Annotated in this window: 12 protein-coding genes; 6 read left to right on the top strand and 6 right to left on the bottom strand. The window is 59.1% G+C overall.

Going from position 1 to position 14,475, the window contains the following annotated elements; translation table 11 throughout:
• Positions 1-17 precede the first annotated feature (17 nt).
• Both arnF and PI739_RS19520 read left to right on the top strand, forming a co-directional pair.
• Positions 18-422, top strand: coding sequence for a 4-amino-4-deoxy-L-arabinose-phosphoundecaprenol flippase subunit ArnF (gene arnF, locus PI739_RS19515; RefSeq protein WP_003435329.1), 405 nt, complete (start codon positions 18-20; stop codon positions 420-422).
• Positions 400-1,794 (top strand): UDP-glucose dehydrogenase family protein, encoded by a 1,395-nt coding sequence (locus PI739_RS19520; protein WP_003435331.1) that lies wholly within the window; start codon positions 400-402, stop codon positions 1,792-1,794. The genes arnF and PI739_RS19520 overlap by 23 nt, the downstream gene beginning before the upstream one ends.
• A gap of 33 nt (positions 1,795-1,827) precedes the next feature.
• Here PI739_RS19520 and PI739_RS19525 read toward each other — a convergent pair whose 3' ends face one another.
• From PI739_RS19525 to PI739_RS19535, 3 genes are all read right to left on the bottom strand, one after another.
• On the bottom strand, positions 1,828-3,315 hold the full coding sequence (locus tag PI739_RS19525) for an ArnT family glycosyltransferase (protein WP_271352115.1): 1,488 nt from the start codon (positions 3,313-3,315) through the stop codon (positions 1,828-1,830).
• A 233-nt stretch (positions 3,316-3,548) separates the two neighbouring features.
• On the bottom strand, positions 3,549-4,568 hold the full coding sequence (locus PI739_RS19530) for a hypothetical protein (RefSeq protein ID WP_003435335.1): 1,020 nt from the start codon (positions 4,566-4,568) through the stop codon (positions 3,549-3,551).
• Between the two features lie 431 nt (positions 4,569-4,999).
• On the bottom strand, positions 5,000-6,604 hold the full coding sequence (locus PI739_RS19535) for a hybrid sensor histidine kinase/response regulator (RefSeq protein WP_044308042.1): 1,605 nt from the start codon (positions 6,602-6,604) through the stop codon (positions 5,000-5,002).
• Positions 6,605-6,870: 266 nt separating this feature from the next.
• Here PI739_RS19535 and PI739_RS19540 point away from each other — a divergent pair, with 266 nt between their 5' ends.
• Positions 6,871-9,033, top strand: coding sequence for a TonB-dependent receptor family protein (locus PI739_RS19540; RefSeq protein ID WP_271352116.1), 2,163 nt, complete (start codon positions 6,871-6,873; stop codon positions 9,031-9,033).
• A 27-nt stretch (positions 9,034-9,060) separates the two neighbouring features.
• Here the strand turns inward: PI739_RS19540 and PI739_RS19545 are convergent, their stop codons facing one another.
• Positions 9,061-9,609, bottom strand: a complete 549-nt coding sequence (locus PI739_RS19545; protein WP_003344936.1) for a cupin domain-containing protein — start codon at positions 9,607-9,609, stop codon at positions 9,061-9,063.
• A gap of 127 nt (positions 9,610-9,736) precedes the next feature.
• Positions 9,737-10,486, bottom strand: coding sequence for a gamma-glutamyl-gamma-aminobutyrate hydrolase family protein (locus PI739_RS19550; RefSeq protein WP_003370896.1), 750 nt, complete (start codon positions 10,484-10,486; stop codon positions 9,737-9,739).
• Between the two features lie 130 nt (positions 10,487-10,616).
• Here PI739_RS19550 and PI739_RS19555 point away from each other — a divergent pair, with 130 nt between their 5' ends.
• From PI739_RS19555 to PI739_RS19565, 3 genes are all read left to right on the top strand, one after another.
• Entirely contained in the window at positions 10,617-11,504 is an 888-nt protein-coding gene (locus PI739_RS19555) for a LysR family transcriptional regulator (RefSeq protein WP_058416498.1), read from the top strand.
• A gap of 145 nt (positions 11,505-11,649) precedes the next feature.
• The gene (locus tag PI739_RS19560; protein ID WP_003370890.1) at positions 11,650-12,714 is read left to right on the top strand and encodes a Rieske 2Fe-2S domain-containing protein; all 1,065 of its coding nucleotides are present in this window, start codon (positions 11,650-11,652) and stop codon (positions 12,712-12,714) included.
• A 73-nt stretch (positions 12,715-12,787) separates the two neighbouring features.
• Positions 12,788-13,738: a PDR/VanB family oxidoreductase gene (locus tag PI739_RS19565; RefSeq protein WP_003370888.1), complete on the top strand. Its 951-nt coding sequence runs from the start codon at positions 12,788-12,790 to the stop codon at positions 13,736-13,738.
• Here the strand turns inward: PI739_RS19565 and PI739_RS19570 are convergent, their stop codons facing one another.
• On the bottom strand, positions 13,739-14,449 hold the full coding sequence (locus PI739_RS19570) for a GntR family transcriptional regulator (RefSeq protein ID WP_046719385.1): 711 nt from the start codon (positions 14,447-14,449) through the stop codon (positions 13,739-13,741).
• Positions 14,450-14,475: the final 26 nt, after the last annotated feature.

Below are 14,475 nucleotides of genomic sequence, written 5' to 3' on the forward strand. Positions count from 1 at the left end.
GGGCAACCCTGTGCGCCATGGCCAGTGTGGCGCTGGTCAGCGCAGCGCAACTGGGCATGCGTTGGAGCATGAGCCGCCTGCCCTCGCCCGCTCAATGGCTCGAACTGCACAATCCGACGCAGCTCGATCTCCGTGCACTGATGGTCGTTTGCGCCTCGATCACCGCTTATGCGCTCTCCATGTTTTTCTGGCTACTGGCCCTGCGGGGCTTGCCCCTGAGCCGTGCCTATTCGCTGCTCAGTATCAGCTACGCGCTGGTTTATATGCTCGCCGCAGCGCTGCCGTTTTTCCACGAGACGTTCACGGTATCGAAAACTGTGGGTGTCACCCTGATCGTGGCAGGTGTCTTGACCATCAACCTCCGGCGCATGTGCGACCCATCACCTCAGGATCTTTCCCATGAAAATCAGCGTTTTCGGTAGCGGATATGTCGGCCTGGTACAAGCGACAGTGCTCGCCGAAGTCGGCCACGATGTGGTCTGCATGGACATTGATCAGGCCAAGATCGATCAGTTGCGCCTGGGCCAGGTGCATATCTACGAGCCTGGCCTGGCCAACCTGGTGCGTGAAAATCTGGATCAGCAGCGTCTGAACTTCACTACCGACGGGCAACTGGCGGTGGAGCATGCCGAGGTCCTGTTCATCGCGGTCGGCACGCCCTCTCGAGACGATGGTTCAGCTGACCTGAGCGGCTTTTTCGCGGTGGGCGAAGCTATCGCCCGGCATCGACGCGAACCACTGATCATCGTCGAGAAATCCACCGTACCGGTCGGCAGTGGCGACGCCTTGCGCAGCCACATCGACAAGGCGCTGCGTCAGGCGGGCCGGCTGTTGCAGTTCGATATCGTCTCCAACCCGGAATTTCTCAAGGAGGGCTCGGCGGTCAACGATTGCCGGCGCCCGGACCGTATCGTCATCGGCTGCGAAAATGAAGCGGTGCGCAACGTCATGCGCGAGCTGTATGCGCCGTTCAACCGCAATCATGAGCGGATCATGTTCATGGACCTGCGCAGCGCCGAACTGACCAAGTACGCCGCCAACTGCATGCTGGCGACCAAAATCAGCTTTATCAACCAGATCGCCGAGCTGGCAGAACATCTGGGCGCAGACGTCGAGTCCGTGCGGCTGGGCATCGGTGCCGACTCACGTATTGGTTACGACTTCATCTACCCCGGTTGCGGCTATGGCGGCTCATGCTTCGGCAAGGACATCCGTGCGTTGATACACAGCGCCAGAGAGGCGCATTGCTCCAACGACCTGCTGTCGGTGGTCGAGGCCATCAACGAACGACAGAAGAACAAACTGTTCGAGCGGGTCAACGCGTTCTATCAGGGCGACCTGCGCGGCAAGACCTTTGCCCTGTGGGGCCTGGCATTCAAGCCCAACACCGACGACATGCGCGATGCCCCCAGCCGCGTGCTCATGGAAGCGCTGTGGGACGCGGGGGCCAGCGTGCGCGCGTTCGACCCCGAAGCCATGCAGGAAACCCAGCGCCTCTATGGTCATCGCAAGGATCTGATTCTCATGGGGACGCCAGAATCAGCGCTCAACGAGGCTGATGCATTGATCGTCTGCACCGAATGGCAGCAGTTCAAAGCTCCGGATTTCGAGTTGATCCAGCAGCGCCTGAACGCCCCGGTCATCTTCGACGGACGCAATCTTTATGACACCGAACGACTGGCAAAACGCGGCTTTCACTACTTCCCCATCGGGCGTGGCGAATCGTGCGATCTGCCGATCCCGCAGAAGCAGTGGATACCGCATGATCAAGTGGCGAGCAGTCAGGCCGTATAACAAACCTGCGACGCTCGCCGTGCAGAGTGGCTGTCAGTAACTGACAGCCACTCCCAGCGGTGCCTGACTGACGAAATAGTAGATACGATCCCCGACCTTTACGCTGTCAACAATCCGCAGAGGTGGTTCGGGTGGCTGCATGCTTTCCATCACAGCGACATTGCCGTCAGCGCTGGTAAGAAAACCAGTCAATTCAGCGTTGCTAGCGAGTGTTTTCAGCAGGCTCTGACTATAGAACACGCTGGCCCCCGCCAGCCGTTCGCTGGGCTGGAATAAGTCCACATGGCGTCCCTTGACCTGTAGGGCATGAACCTTGTCGGTCAGCGGCAGGAACGACAACTGCCGGTCTGCTCGCGGTGCCAGCCAGAGGGCTGCGCCGAGATACCCCGTCACAATCAATACGGCTCCGGCCACCGTCATCGCCCGTCTGTTGCGTACCACGAACGCAGCTGACGCAGAACCTTGCGAGCGTGCCTTGAGCCGCTCGCCCAACACAAAGGCGTATTCCGCCGCGATTACGGCCGCCGCCGGGGCCAGTGACATCAGATAAACCATGCGTTTACTCGAGGCCAGCGACAACAGCAAGAACTGCGCGATCAACCACAGACTGAAAAACAGCAGGTAACGATTGGCCAGCAACTGTTTGCGGAAATGCCACAGCCCCAGGTAGACGAGCACGTTCCATGGCAAAAAGGCCTCGGGCAGCTTCGTCAGGTAGTAATGGAACGGCTCGTAATGCCCCGCCTCTTCGAACGAACCACTAAAGCGTCCGACACTGTTGGTCCAGAGCACATCCTTCAGCGACTGCGTACCGCCCTGCCCGTATAGAAAGCACAGCCATACCAACAGCGGCACCAGGGCCAGGACGGTGAACATCGCCGGGCGTAGCCAGTGGGCGAGCACAATGCGTTTGCTCTGCAACGACTCGCAAACAAGCCAGACGAAGATGACCACACCCGGCATCGCGAGGCCCAGCACGCCCTTGCTCAGGGTTGCCAGCGCAATGCCCATTACGAACAGCAACCAGGCTCCTGCGCAGGATTCGTCGTTGCGCAGACGCTGACTGGCGTAGAAAAAGCCCAGCAACGCCATGCTCACGCACAGCGTCAGCAGCGCGTCCTCGCCCACCTGCCGCGAATTGCTCCAGAAGCTGGCCTGGGTCGCGAGCATGAACGCAGCCACCCAGGCCACAAAAACAGGGCGCCCGAAACGACGCAGCATGCTGTAAAGCAGCAACACGCTAAACAGACCCGCACAGGCAGATGCGAGCCTGACCGCCCAGGGAGTCGCACCGAACACCCCGATGGACGCAGCGTCCAGCCACACACTCATCGGCGGCTTTTCCAGGAACGGTTGATCATTAAGCTTCGGCGTCACCCAGTTGCCACTCAGGTGCATTTCCATGGCAATACCCGCCACGCGGGGTTCTGTCGAGTTTTGTAATTGGTGATTGCCCAGCGCGAGAAAAAACAGCAACGCGCCCACTAACAAAAGCAATGGAGACAGTACGCGAGAAGTCATCAAGGGAATTACCGCAAAACCGTGGAAGGGAGAACATACAAACCGAGCGATAAAGTATAAGAGACTTATTGTTGAGAATTTGTTAACCCATGAAACCTTCAGGGTGAAATCCCTGCATTGATCGTGAACAGTTCAGGCTCTGTTCAGACTTCATCGCAGCTATATAAAAACAAAAAAATGGGGAGCGATAATCGCCCCCCATTCGATACATCAGTTCACGCTTTTTAAGTGAATCAGACCGCAGCAACTACCTTGGCTGGCGGCTGAGTACGACGACCCAGTACACCGGCGCCTGCTGCTACCAGACCCGAGATCACCAGAGTAATCAACAGAATCCAGGCACCTTGCGAAACGCGCTTGGCAGTCACTTCAGCTGCTTCACGGGCTTTCTGTTCTGCCTGAGCTTTCAGTTCCTGATACTTGGCATACGCCTGACGATAGCTGGCCTGAGCCTGATCGACGATTTGATTGGCTTCGGCATCAGTCTTGTTGCCACGCGCCTTGATCAGATTGACCAGCGCCTGACGATCAGCCGCATCCCAAGCCTGGTCGCCTTTGGCTTTGATGCGATCCATCAGACCGCTCAATTGCTCGTCAGCTTGCTGAGGATTCTGTGCGCTCTGCTTGGCAGTATTCTGCGCATCCTGCTGAGTCGCTTGAGCTTCCTGCTTGACGTTGTCCGGGTTCAGCTCGGGCTTGCCGGTCTGACGCATGGCCGTTTCGATTTCGCCCTGGATATCGTCCAGATTGAAATCAATGCCCTGAGCGCGCAATTGATCCTGAATCTTGCTGCCAACGGCCGGAGCCACCTGTGCGATACCGCTGCCCAGGGCCGACATGCCGCTGCCTGCCAGATTGAGGCCACCGCGTACGACGCCGGTCACTGCGCTGGAGACCAGATAAACAGTGATAAGCGATACAGTCGCCCACACCAGCAGGCCATGAAACGCGCCTTCGCGCTGCGCGAGACGTCCCGCGGCCCAGCCGCCGACGAACAGCGAGATCACCGAGCTTACAACGACCCAGATACCTGCGCCCGTACCCATACCGGACAGTGGATTGGCTTCCTGCATGGGATCGATACTGGCACTTCCGATTGCCGTACCCAGCAGGTTCAGCAACAGCGACACAACCATGGCCAGAACAACACCGGCCAGAATCGCACTCCAGGAGATTCGTTTAAGCAGCGGAGCCGCTGCATGAGTTTCGTGGTACACAGGGGCACCTGGGGCGATACGGTCGTCGCGAATCATAGTCATAGTCCTTTGAGTCATTGGCAGTGAACGCACAAATGTGTGACGTACCCATCAATGACCCAGGCGACGTTCAGGAAGTTTAAAAATTTTATAGACTTTTTTTCAGGCTGTACAAAGCACAATAGAACAGTATTGTTAATGACGCACAGCAACGGAACGTAACCTTCGCCCGATGCTCCAAGCGCTTTACACACTTACCGTTTCATTAGGCTGTTTGCTCTAATTATTGAAGTTGTCTGACGTCTGCCAATAACAGACGAGAATTAACCTGTTGCCAACTTTTAACTGTCGATACTCACTGGATATACGCAACTCTGCAGGAATGCGCGCAGGTATCGTAATAAAGACAGCGCCGTGCACTGTGCGCCAAAAAGCATGAAGGCCCGACTGAGAACAGTCAGGCCTTCGCAGGTGCATTGCCAGTGCCGTCAGGCGATACCGTTAGGCCCGTCAAGAACCTGCCTGACCTTCCTGGCGAGGTCCTGCGGCATACAGGGCTTGGACACCACCTCAAACTCTGAGCCGCCAATGTCGGTTCGCTCGATCGAGCTCTCAGCGTAGCCGGTGGTCAGCAGCACCTTGACCTTGGGGTACCTGCGCCTGACTTCCCGCGCGAGCATTACCCCGTTCATGCCGCCCGGCATGATCAGGTCGGTGAACAACAGGTCATACGTGCTGCCGGCCTCGAAGCGCTTCAGTGCCTCACGGGCGTTGAGGACGATTTCCGACACATAGCCGTAATCATCCAGCACCATCTTCGCCAGTTCGGCCACGTCAGGACGGTCTTCCACGATCAGAATCCGCTCGGAGCTGCCAATGCGCCTTTCCGAAGCTTTCGGCGGATCGTTTTTACTCAGTACCGCCTCGTCTACCGGGAAATACAAGCGCAGCGTAGTACCGACACCTTCTTCGGTATAAATACGCGCCGCGCCGCCCGACTGTTTGGCAAAGCCGTAGACCATCGAAAGACCGAGCCCGGACCCCTTGCCTTCTTCCTTGGTGGTAAAAAACGGGTCCATTACCCGATCACGGATACTCGCGGGCATGCCGATGCCATTGTCCGTCACCGCAATAGAAACATAACGCCCCGGCAACAGACCGTCATAGGACATATTGGCCAGCTCATCGACGACCAGATTGCGGGTTTCGATGAATATCTTGGGGTTGGGCCTGCCAATCAGCGCGTCCCGGGCGTTGATGAAAATGTTCAGCAAGGCAACTTCTGCCTGGGTCGGATCAATGCGGCAGTTTTTCAGTGCCGGATCCAGATCGGTTTCGATCACCACTTCCGGTCCAAAAGTACGCTCGATCAACGGCTCTGTCGTGGAGACCAGGCCATTGAGATTGAGGACTCGCCCCTGCAGCTTCTGTTTGCGGGCAAACGCCAGCAATTGCTTGGTCAATGTGCTGGCGCGTTCAACAGCAGACTTGGCGTGATGAACACTGCGCTGGACACGCTGCACGTCAATGGAGGGTTTCTCTGCCGCACTGCCGATCAAGTCGATATAGCCGCCCATCACTTGCAGCAGGTTATTGAAGTCGTGCGCGATGCCACCGGTAAGCTGCCCCAGGGCCTCCATCTTCTGTGCCTGACGCAATGCCTCTTCGGCATCTCGACGGCGGCTGATGTCCAGCTGCGACGCAAAGAAATAGATCAGGTCACCCGCGTCGTTATAGACCGGAGAAATAAACAGGGCATTCCAGAACGTTGAACCGTCCTTACGGTAGTTGAGAATCTCAGTGGAGATATCGACGCGTTCGTCGATTGCATCGCGAATGGATTTCACCACCGCCCGATCAGTGTCCGGCCCTTGAAGAAACCGGCAGTTGCTACCGATGATTTCTTCTGACGCATAACCGGTCATTTCCAGAAATGCACGGTTGGCAAAAATGATGGGGTTGTCCGGGCGATTGGGGTCCGTCACGATCATCGGCATCCGTGTCGTTTCTACCGCCGCGAAAAAGATATCCTTTCCCTGATGCTTGATATCTCCCGTCGCCGCATTGTCGACTCGGGCTTTATTTTCCGACACTCCAGAAACTCCACGACTGTTTATTGGGCTAGTGCGAATGCTCTCTCTAATGGCTAGGACTGGCGAAGCCTGAAAGGGTTCTCGCTGAGCAGACAAAAAGCAAATTATATTCAGTTAGTGCATTGAACAGCCTGAAAATATCGCCCGGCATCGACTGTTCACTCACCGGTTTAGTGACGCCAGTCACACATCACGCATCGAACACCTGTCCCTTTTCCAGAGCACGCAGGGCTGGCAGTTGACGCTGGCCGTGAACCACAAGGCGTATGCACTTGCAGTACCACCCACCGTTTCTGCTTTCCCCCTTGAACCTGACCCTGCAATTGTTCGGTTTCAGTACGGCTCTTGCTTTTACCTGTGTCGCCGAGGCTGATGTTGTCAGCCTGTCCAACATCGAAGTGGACGGCTCACGTATCGACAGCCCGGCGCAAATCCCGCGCGACGCGTTACGGGAAGTTCCGGGCGGTACCAACATTGTCGATATGAACACCGTCGAGCAAGGACGGGTCGCCAACAATGAAGACGTGTTCAAATACCAGCCCGGCATCTACGCCAAGGCCGCCAACAGTGAGGGGGCAAAAATCTCGATTCGTGGTTCGGGCCTGAACCGGGCGCCTGGCGCGCATGCCTCCGGGCTGTTCGAAATGCTCGACGGCTTGCCGCTGACCGGCCCCGGGGGTACGCCCTACGAACTCAAGGAGCCGTTATGGCTGAGCCACGTAGAAGTACGACGCGGTGCCAATGGCTTTGAACTGGGCTCGCTGGCGCTGGGTGGCGCGGTTAACTATGTCACCCACACCGGTTATGACGCGCCCAGGCTGCAGTTGCGCTACGAAGCAGGAAGCCACGGTTACTCGAAACGGCAGATCAGCTCGGGACAGGTGTTGGGCGATCTGGACTATTACGTCAGCGTGACCGACTCAAGCTACAACGGCTTCCAGGACCAGAGTGCCGGCGGTAGCCAGGGTATCGCAGCCAACGTCGGTTACCGGTTCAGCCCGAATCTGGAAACCCGCTTCTTCTTTCGTTACCGGGAAACCGACAACGACTCGCCGGGCAGACTGACCCGCGAGCAGATCCGCCATGATCCACAGGCGGCCAATGCGCTCAACCGTACGCGCGACTCAAAACGCCTGCAACCCGGCAGCACCTGGCTCGGCAACAAGACCACTGTTTATCTGGATGAAAGCTCACGCCTCGAAACGGGTCTGGTCTATCACGATTACCCCATGGACCTGCGCGAGGGCACCAATCGCCTGAAAGTCGCTTACACCGATATCAGCGGCACGCTCAATTACATACGCCAGGACACCGTGTCTGGCCATCAGAGCACGACCACGCTGGGACTGCGAACCACCAAGGGGCTGCCTGACAACGGCGCATCGGAATTCGTCCGCGTGCCAGCCGGCAACACCGCAGGCTATGTGCCAGGGACCAGAACCCGGGATTACAGCTACCTGGGCTCGGACAGCGTGCTGCACCTGAGCAATGATCTGGAGCTGGTACCGGACCTGTGGCTGACAACGGGCGTTGCCGCCCTCTATACCCGTCGCGAAACAGAGGTCACCTACCCCGCAACCCAACAGGCCGTCAGCACTCACGCCTGGGACTATGCCACCCGGCTGGGCCTGCGCTACGACTTCACGCCGCAATTGCAGCTTTACGGCAATCTGAGTCGCTCGGTCGAGCCGCCGCACGCCTGGTCAATGATCTGGGGTTCCAACCGTTTTTTCCCAGCAGGCAGCGGTGCGGCGACCGGCCTGCAGAGTATTGGCGTCAAACTTGAAAATCAGACCGCGACTACGCTGGAGCTCGGCGGCAAGGGTAATAGCGCAGCAGGCGACTGGACCGCAGGGTGGTATTACTCGCAGGTCAGACATGAACTGCTCAGTGTCGAAACCCAGGCAGCCAGCGCGACAGGCTCGCAAGTCATTGCCGAGTCCAACGCCAGCCCGACCATCCATACCGGTATCGAACTCAGCCTGGACAGCCCGCTGTGGCAGGGAGGCGCTGCGGGCAAGGTCGATTTACGCCAAGCCTACACGTTCAGCGACTTTCACTACCGTAACGACGACCGCTTCGGCGACAACGCGCTGCCGGGTATCCCCCGGCATTACTATCAGGCCGAGCTGCGCTACAGGCATCCTGTCGGCGTTTACGTAGCACTCAACACTGAGCACGCGTCGAGGATCGCGGTCGATTACGCCAACTCGTTTTACGCCGATCAGTACACCTTACTGGGCGCCACACTGGGCTACGCGTCACCCGGCGAAGACTGGCAGACCTGGCTGGACCTGCGCAATCTGACTAACCAGCGTTACGCCAGCACCGTGACACCCGGCTATGACGACAACGGCAAAGACATCGCACGCTCGACACCCGGCGACGGGATGGGGATTTATGCCGGTATTTCCTGGAGCCTTCGTTAGGCGCAAGGCATCGTTGGCTATCGGCACCTAGAAGTTGGCCGGGGTGTTGGCGCTGATGATCTCCGCTTCGTCCTGGCCGATGTTGCGGAAGCGATGCGGCAAGGTGGTCGGGAAGTAATAGCCGTCACCCGGACCGAGAATGTTGACCTGCCCATCGATGGTCAGCTCCACGGTGCCGCGCGTCACCAGACCGCACTCCTCACCTTCGCTGTGGACGATGGGTTCATCGCCCGAGTCGGCGCCCGGCGCGTATTGCTCACGCAGAAACCGCATCTGCCGGCTTGGCAATGTCGCGCCGACCAGCAGCAGGCGGGCACCGTTGCGCCCAAGATCGGGTTGATCGCCGGCTCGAAACACGTACTGATCCTGACCCGGAGGCTGATCGAACGTGAAGAAATCCGCCAGCGTCATGGGAATCCCTTCAAGCAGCTTTTTCAGCGAGCTGATGGAAGGACTGACACGATTTTGTTCGATGAGGGAAATCGTGGCATTGGTCACACCACTGCGTCTGGCGAGCTCACGCTGTGACAGCTTGTAGCTTTCACGCACCAGTTTGAGTCGTGCTCCCGTATCCATAGTGGCCTTATGTGAAAGATATCCGGTGAATGAGGCAGCGCCCCGGTGCAATGGATCGTCCATCACCCGAAGCCATCAAGCCGGATATTAAATCACGTTTGCCCACAACACTCAGCAGCTCATCGCTCTAGCGACTGCTGCGCGCATACCTCTGGCAGGCCTCGCGAAAGGCCTTGAACAGGCTGAGCGACACGGGGTTGTCCATGAACGCCCATTCCGGGTGCCACTGCACGCCCAGCACAAAGCCTGGCGCACCAGGCATGGACACCGCTTCGACCAGACCGTCGGGGGCCAATGCTTCCGCGCGCAGGTCCGACGCCATGCGATCGATACCCTGACTGTGCAGGCTGTTGACCTCGAACCCCGGTGCCAGGCCCAGCGAGTCGAGCAAACCGCCAGGCTGTACCTGCACGGCATGCTTTGGCGCGTACTGCACCGCCAGCACCTCGCTTTGTGGCTCGCGATGATCCAGATAGCCGGGCAGCTCCTGGACACGCTGATGCAGGCTGCCGCCCAGCGCGACATTCAGTTCTTGAAAGCCGCGGCAAATGCACAACACCGGCACCCCCTGAGCGATGGCAGCCCTGAGCAATGGCAAAGTTGTGCGATCCCGGAAGACGTCATGGGCGGTGCCCTCCACGCTCGCCGGCCCATTGTAGTGACGCGGCTCGACGTTGGACGGCGAGCCGGTAAACAACAGGCCATCCAGTGAGGCAAGCAGTTGCGCAGGCTCGGTGGGCACCTCGAGCGCAGGCAGGATTACCGGCATGCCCGCGAAGGCTGCGGCCTCGACGTACTTGTCGCCTGCGGTGTGAGAAGAGTACTTGCCCAACTGCTGACGGCAGGCGGTGACACCAATCAAGGGAGGTCGCGACATAGGTTGAATCCTGTGTGAAATCTGAGTGGTCAGCGCCGATTACCGGACGCTATCCAGCGGGAATGAAACCAGTCTAGGATAGTCATCCGCGCAACAAACATAGGCATTCAGGCAAAGGAACAATGCACCAATGCAATATGAAATCACCCACGCCGACCTTTCATTGGTGCTCGCCCTGGTTCGCGGCCGCACCCTCGCCCGTGCCGCCGACCTGTTGCAGGTTGATGTATCGACCGTGTTTCGCTCGATCCGTCGTTTGGAAGCCGCCCTTGGTGCCGCGCTGTTTGAAAAGAACCGGCGCGGGTACGTACCGACCGATACCGCTCAGGCCATGGCCGAACAGGCCGAGCGTGCCGAACAGGCGCTTGCCGCTGCGCGCATCGCTTTGCAGCAGGGCGAACAAGTCGTCAGCGGCACGGTGCGCCTGACCTGTACCGATGCGGTACTGCACAGCCTGCTGTTGCCCGCGCTGGCAGACTTCATGCCGCAGTACCCTGCCCTTACGCTGGAGCTGGCCACCTCCAACGCCTTTGCCAACCTCAGCCGTCGCGATGCCGACATCGCCCTGCGCCTGACCAATACGCCTCCCGAGCACCTGATCGGGCGCTGCCTGGGCAGTGCCGACTACTTTGTCTGCGGTCGCCCGGAATACCGCGAGGCCCTGACGCAAAACCCTGCCTCGATCCCCTGGATCAGCCCGGACGACTCGATGCCCGACCACACCTCGGTGATCTGGCGCAAACAGGCGTTTCCAGGGGTATTACCGAGCTACCGCTGCAGCAACATGTCGGCTGTCTCGCAGTTGGTCGCTGCCGGCCTGGGCGTGGCGGCGCTGACCGGTTTCACGGTCGAGGGCCTGGGTGCGGTCGAACGCCTGAGCGGCCCTCTGGAAGGATGCCGCACTGACCTGTGGCTGCTGACCCGCCCCGACTGCCGCGCCCTGCGTTCTGTGCAGACCCTGCTGGAAGCACTCGCGCCGCGCCTGCGAGCGGCGCTGCTGGTATCCAGCCCCGGCTGATCAATCTCTGTGGATCCATTAAATAATAGTTAACTAAATTAATCATTGGATTAATCTCGATCCTGTGGCATTAATAATCGCGAGGAAACAACATGATTCATTCTGTGGATCCATAAGATCAATAATCGAACCGTGGAGAACCATCATGCACCCGAAAAATGCGTGGTACGTCGCCTGTACAGCGGATGAAGTCGCTGACAAGCCTCTGGGGCGGCAGATCTGCAACGAAAAGATGGTGTTCTATCGCGACCAGGACCAGCAGGTCATTGCCGTCGAAGACTTCTGCCCGCATCGCGGCGCCCCGCTCTCGCTGGGTTATGTCGAGAACGGCCAGCTGGTGTGTGGTTATCACGGACTGGTCATGGGCGGCGACGGCAAGACTGTTTCAATGCCCGGCCAGCGTGTTCGCGGCTTCCCTTGCAACAAGACCTTCGCGGCGGTCGAGCGCTACGGCTTCATCTGGGTCTGGCCCGGTGACCGGGAAAAGGCCGACCCGGCACTCATCCACCATCTGGAATGGGCAGTCAGCGACGACTGGGCCTACGGCGGCGGGCTGTTTCATATCCAGTGCGATTACCGCCTGATGATCGACAACCTGATGGACCTCACCCACGAAACCTATGTGCATGCGTCAAGCATCGGCCAGAAGGAAATCGACGAGGCAGCGCCCGTCACAACGGTCGAAGGCGAGGAAGTGGTCACCGCCCGGCACATGGAAAACATCATGCCGCCGCCGTTCTGGCAGATGGCACTGCGTGGCAACAACCTGGCCGATGACGTGCCGGTCGATCGCTGGCAGATCTGCCGCTTCACGCCGCCCAGCCATGTGCTGATCGAAGTCGGCGTAGCCCATGCAGGCAAAGGCGGCTATCACGCGCCCAAAGAGTTCAAGGCGTCGAGCATCGTCGTCGACTTCATCACCCCCGAGACCGACACCTCCATCTGGTACTTCTGGGGCATGGCGCGCAACTTCAATCCCGCTGATGCAGAGCTGACCGCCAGCATCCGTGAAGGCCAGGGCAAGATCTTCACCGAAGACCTGGAAATGCTTGAACGCCAGCAACAGAACCTGCTCACGCACCCGCATCGCAGCCTGCTCAAGCTCAATATCGACGCCGGTGGCGTGCAGTCACGCAAGATCCTGGAGCGCCTGATCGCTGCCGAGCAGGCCGGTCGCGGCGAGCAGATTCCCGTGATGGCGACGAAATGACCGGCCATTGCCCGTCGAAACACCAAGAAAACAATCAGAAGTGACCCGTGCCGCGGTCACCCGAGGACCTGACATGATCGACGTGAAGGTGTTATCACGCAACGATGAAGCGCTGGACATCTGCAGCTTTGAACTGGTGCGGGCAGACGGAGCGCTGTTGCCGCCGTTCACCGCAGGCGCGCACATTGACGTACACCTGCCTGACGGGCTGATTCGTCAGTACTCGCTGTGCAATGCCCCGAACGAGCGTCACCGCTACCTGATTGGCGTCCTCAACGACCCGGCTTCGCGTGGTGGCTCGCGTAGCCTGCATCACCAGATTCAGACTGGCGCACAGTTGCGCATCAGTGAACCGCGCAACCTGTTCCCGCTGGCTGAAAACAGCCGACGCACCCTGCTGTTCGCCGGCGGTATTGGCATCACACCCATCCTCTGCATGGCCGAACAACTTGCGCTGGAGGCTGCCGATTTCGAGCTGCATTACTGCTTGCGTTCCGCCGAGCGCGGCGCCTTTATCGAGCGCCTGAAGCATTCGGCATTTGCCGAGCGCATCACGCTGCACTTCGATGAACAGCCGGACACTGCGCTGGAGGCTGGCAAAGTACTCGCCCGCCCACAGCCCGATACCCACCTGTACGTGTGCGGGCCGGGCGGTTTCATGCAATACATCCTCGACAGCGCGCGGGCCGCTGGCTGGTCCGAGGACACTCTGCACCGCGAGTACTTCTCCGCAGAGCCGGTCGACACCAGCAACGATGGCAGTTTTTCAATCGAGATCGCCAGTACCGGCCAGGTCATTGCCATTCCGGCCAATAAAACGGTCGCTCAGGTGCTCGAAAGCCACGGTATCGATATTCCGCTGTCGTGTGAGCAAGGTGTGTGTGGCACCTGCCTGACGCGGGTGTTGAAAGGCATTCCGGATCATCGCGATCTGTTTCTGACCGAAGACGAGCAGGCGCTCAACGATCAGTTCACGCCCTGCTGCTCACGTTCCAAGACGCCCGTGCTGGTGCTCGACATCTGATCAGTCCGGGCGCTGAATGACTTTCATGCGCTCGTTCTGCCCGGCGCCGAAGATTTCTGCATAGCGCAAGGTGGCATTGGCATGCTCGCGCATGATGGCCTCGGCGCGAGCGCCCTGCCCATTCACCAGCGCATCCACGACGGCGTGATGCTGCATGTGGGCGAAATTGAACCGCCGGTATTCGCGAATCAGGTTGTCGCGATCCACGGCCAGCGCGGTTACCGAGGCAAAAGGCAGATGGTCGTTGCGTGACAGTGCATCGGCAATGGCGCGATTGCCGCTGCCCTCGACGATCACGCGATGCAGGCGCATATTCATGTCGTGATAGACCTCAAGGTCATCTTCAGTGACATGGCCCTTTTCGAACAGCGCGTCACCCTGTACCAGACAGGCCTCCAGCTCGTCACGCGCCTCCTGGGTCAGGCCGCGCTCGGCCATCTGCCGCGCGGCAAGCCCCTCAAGGACACCGCGGACATCCACCGCGCCGGCGATTTCCATCGGGCTGATCGAGCGCACCTGAAAACCACGCCCGCCAAAGGGCACCAGCAGCCCCTCCTGCTCCAGCGTCCGGAACGCCATGCGCACCGGCATGCGCGAAACGCCGAACAGCTCGGCAGTCGGCACCTCCATCAGACGCTCGCCGGCAGCCAGCTCGCCTGATGCAATCATCTTGCGCAACGCAACAAGGACGGTCTGCCCGGGTTTGCTCATCAAAAGGCTTCCGTGGGGATCAAAAA

Origin of the sequence: Pseudomonas cerasi, from assembly GCF_027983475.1 — a bacterium.
GTDB lineage: Bacteria > Pseudomonadota > Gammaproteobacteria > Pseudomonadales > Pseudomonadaceae > Aquipseudomonas > Aquipseudomonas cerasi.